Source organism: Cupriavidus sp. WS, from assembly GCF_000395345.1.
Classification (GTDB): domain Bacteria; phylum Pseudomonadota; class Gammaproteobacteria; order Burkholderiales; family Burkholderiaceae; genus Cupriavidus; species Cupriavidus basilensis_B.
Map to the genome: position 1 here is coordinate 1 of NZ_AQPL01000630.1, position 2,619 is coordinate 2,619.

General features: G+C 69.1%; 5 protein-coding genes. 2 read left to right on the plus strand and 3 right to left on the minus strand.

Annotated features, from left to right (window positions below; genetic code table 11):
* Both K206_RS44535 and K206_RS0135875 read left to right on the plus strand, forming a co-directional pair.
* The coding region (locus tag K206_RS44535; protein ID WP_231401738.1) for a hypothetical protein at positions 1–187 on the plus strand (187 nt) is incomplete at its 5' end.
* A 13-nt stretch (positions 188–200) separates the two neighbouring features.
* The gene (locus tag K206_RS0135875) at positions 201–494 is read left to right on the plus strand and encodes a YkvA family protein (protein WP_020207061.1); all 294 of its coding nucleotides are present in this window, start codon (positions 201–203) and stop codon (positions 492–494) included.
* A 9-nt stretch (positions 495–503) separates the two neighbouring features.
* Here the strand turns inward: K206_RS0135875 and K206_RS0135880 are convergent, their stop codons facing one another.
* From K206_RS0135880 to K206_RS0135890, 3 genes are all read right to left on the minus strand, one after another.
* Positions 504–1,478: a quinone oxidoreductase gene (locus K206_RS0135880; protein WP_020207062.1), complete on the minus strand. Its 975-nt coding sequence runs from the start codon at positions 1,476–1,478 to the stop codon at positions 504–506.
* 41 nt (positions 1,479–1,519) lie between these two features.
* Positions 1,520–1,921 carry a methylglyoxal synthase gene (locus K206_RS0135885; protein ID WP_020207063.1) on the minus strand — a complete coding sequence of 134 codons (402 nt, stop codon included), beginning with the start codon at positions 1,919–1,921 and terminating at the stop codon, positions 1,520–1,522.
* Positions 1,922–2,040: 119 nt separating this feature from the next.
* The coding region (locus K206_RS0135890; RefSeq protein WP_020207064.1) for an SDR family oxidoreductase at positions 2,041–2,619 on the minus strand (579 nt) is incomplete at its 5' end.

The window sequence follows — 2,619 nt, forward strand, 5'->3', positions numbered from 1 at the left end:
GAAAGCCTTTGACTTTGACGTTCTGCAGTTAACGTTGAAGCACAAGCACACCAACCCGCAAGCCAAGCCAAAACCACAAATAGCAATCCCCGTCACCGGGGAACTTGAACCCCCGCCAACCACCCCAAGCTACTTGCAAGACAAGACCCGCCCTCCAGCTTTATGGCGAATGAATCTCGCTGAGTAAAGGAGCCCCTCTCATGTGGAAACGATTCTCCGCGCTATGGACCCTGCTGCGGCGCGACGGCCGCCTGCTGTGGTTCGCGCTGCGCCATCCGGACGCGCCGCGCTGGCTGCGCCCGGCCAGCTTCGGGCTGGTGCTCTACGCGATCTCGCCGATCGACCTGATCCCGGATTTCATCCTCGGGCTGGGCATCGTCGACGACGTGGTGCTGATTCCGCTGGCGGTGCACTTCATGCTCAAGGCCCTGCCGCCGCATGTGCTGCGGCAGGCCGAGGCGCGCGCCGGCGCCACCACCGTGCGCGCGCGCTAGCCGCCGCGCTCAGGGCAGCAGGATGGTGGTGCCGGTGGTCTTGCGGCCTTCCAGGTCGCGGTGCGCCTGCGCCACGTCGGCCAGCGCGTAGCGCTGGCGCACCTCGATCTTGACCTTGCCGCTGGTGACCATCTCGAACAGGTCGGCCGCCATCGGCTCCAGCAGTTCGCGGTGGACCACGTAGGTCATCAGCGTGGGCCGCGTGAGGCGCAGCGAGCCCTTGTTGCCGAGCACCGAAAGATCGAAAGGCGGCACCGGGCCCGAGGCGTTGCCGAACACCACCATCGTGCCGCGCGGCGCCAGGCAGTCCAGCGAGCCGTTGAAGGTGTCCTTGCCCACCGAGTCGTAGACCGCGGCGACGCCCTTGCCGCCGGTGATCTCCTTGACCCGGTCGACGAACGATTCGCGCGTGTAGACGATGGTGTGGTCGCAGCCGTGCGCGCGCGCCAGCGCCGCCTTCTCGTCGCTGCCGGCGGTGCCGATCACGGTCACGCCGAGCGCCTTGAGCCACTGACTGGCGATCAGGCCCACGCCGCCCGCGGCCGCGTGCAGCAGCACGGTGTCGCCGGGCTGCGCGCGGTAGCTGTCGCGCACCAGGTATTGCACGGTCAGGCCCTGCAGCATCATCGCCGCGCCCTGCTCGAACGAGATCGCGTCCGGCAGGCGCACCACGATGTCGGCCGGCATCACGCGCACCTGCGCGTAGGCGCCCGTGGGACGGCCCGCGTAGGCCACGCGGTCGCCCACGCCGAGGTGCGTCACGCCCTCGCCCACCGCCTCCACCACGCCGGCGCCTTCCATGCCGATGCCGCCGGGCAGCGGCTGCTTGTACAGGCCGGTGCGGAAATACACGTCGATGTAGTTCAGGCCCACGGCCTCGTGCCGCACGCGGATCTGGCCGGGGCCGGGCTCGCCGACCTCGACATCCACCCACTGCATCACTTCCGGTCCGCCGGTCTCGAAAATACGGATGGCCTTGCTCATGTTGTGCTCCTGTCGTTCTTGCAACCGCTACTTGTGAGGGATCAGGCTTGCGTGCCCGGCTCGGGGTAGAGCCGGCGCAGTTCGGCGACCAGCAGTTCGGCGGTCGCCACGTTGGTCGCACACGGCACGTTGTGCACGTCGCAGGCGCGCACCAGCGCATTGATGTCGGGCTCGTGCGGCTGCGGCGTCATCGGGTCGCGCAGGAAGATCACCACGCCCACGCGGCCTTCGGCCAGTTGCGCGCCGATCTGCAGGTCGCCGCCCCAGGGGCCGGAGAGCATGCGCGTCACCGTGAGGCCGACCTCGTCGGCCAGGCGCCCGCCGGTGGTGCCGGTGGCCAGCAGTTCGCAGCGCGCGAGGAAATCGCGGTGGCGCTGGGCAAAGGCGACGATGTCGTCTTTCTTGTGGTCGTGCGCGATCAGCGCAATGCGAGGGCAAGTCATCTGCGTCATCCGGGCCAGTCAGGGAAAGGCCGGGCCGGCGCGGCCCGGCGGGAAACACCCCGTGCGCGGCAAGGCCACGCGCGGGGTACGGCAAAACGGGGCAAACGGCGAAAAGCGGCCTAGAACGTGCCCGGGAACGCGCCACCGTCCAGCAGGATGTTCTGGCCGGTCATGTAGGCGGCCTGGCGGCTGCACAGGAAGGCGCAGGTGGCGCCGAACTCGGCCGGCTCGCCGAAGCGGCGGGTCGGGTTCTGCGCGGCGCGGCGCTCGGCCACTTCCTCCACCGTCAGGCCGGCCTTCTTCGCGCCGCCTTCCATCGTCTTGAACAGGCGGTCGGTATGGAACGGCCCCGGCAGCAGGTTGTTGACGGTCACGCCGTGCTGCGCCACTTCGCGCGCCAGCCCGGCGACGAAGCCGGTCAGGCCCGAGCGCGCGCCGTTGGACAGGCCGAGCACGTCGATCGGCGCCTTGACCGCGCCGCTGGTGATGTTGATGATGCGGCCCCACTTGCGCGCGATCATGCCGTCCACGGTGGACTTGATCAGCTCGATCGGGGTCAGCATGTTGGCGTCGATCGCGGCCAGCCACGCATCGCGGTCCCAGTCACGGAAATTGCCCGGCGGCGGGCCGCCGGCGTTGTTGACGAGGATGTCCAGGTCGCCGAGCCTGGCGACGGCATCCAGCGCCAGCTTGCGTCC